The sequence below is a fragment of the Pedobacter sp. 01N416 genome, assembly GCF_056399685.1.
The window spans coordinates 1-921 of record NZ_JBFTRT010000948.1; the positions used below are offsets into that span (position 1 = coordinate 1).

The 921-nt window shown below is 40.8% G+C and carries 1 protein-coding gene; it reads left to right on the top strand.

The features are described 5' to 3' along the window. The coding region (locus tag AC1DND_RS28595) for a CofH family radical SAM protein (RefSeq protein ID WP_477586317.1) at positions 1-786 on the top strand (786 nt) is incomplete at its 5' end. Positions 787-921 lie beyond the last annotated feature (135 nt).

Here is a 921-nt window from a genome sequence, read left to right on the forward strand (position 1 = left end):
GATTTAGGTTTAGCCTTTTATGCGGATCTTTTCAAAAAACTAAAAGAATTATATCCTGATTTAAAATTACATGCTTTGGGCCCGCCGGAAATTGCACACGTGGCAAAGCTGGAAGGAATGACGCATACAGAAGTGTTAAAAGCGTTAAAAGAAGCAGGAATGGATTCGCTTCCTGGTGCAGGTGCCGAAATTTTAAATGACCGCGTAAGGCGTTTAATTTCAAAAGGAAAATGTGGTGGACAGGAATGGCTTGATGTAATGCGTGCATGCCATCAATTAGATATTACCACATCAGCGACAATGATGTTTGGACACGTAGAAACCATTGAAGAGCGTTTTGAACATTTGGTATGGATCCGTCAGGTACAGAGCGAAAAACCTGCTGATGCAAACGGATTCCTGGCTTTTATTCCATGGCCTTTCCAGGATGACGGAACTTTATTAAAAAGACTCCGCGGCATCAGCAACAATGTAACAGCTGATGAATATATCCGCATGATTGCCTTGAGCCGCATTATGTTGCCCAATATTAAAAACATTCAGGCCAGTTGGTTAACCGTTGGTAAAGCAACCGCACAGCTTTGTTTACATGCAGGTGCAAATGATTTTGGATCGATTATGATCGAAGAAAATGTAGTATCGGCTGCTGGCGCACCACACCGCTTTACCGCGAATGGTATCCAGCAATCTATTAAGGCTGCCGGTTTCGAACCTCAGTTACGCGGACAGAAATATAACTATAGGGATTTACCTGAGCATTTGGAAGAACAGGTGATCACATACTAGAGATAGAGCTGGATAATGTGAATGGAATATGTAAGATGGAAATATATTCTATTATGCGCATTGATCTTAAAATCCTATCATCTTAATAATCTTAATAATAAAGGGAAGTAAAACCAAGTTCTACCTCCCTACCTT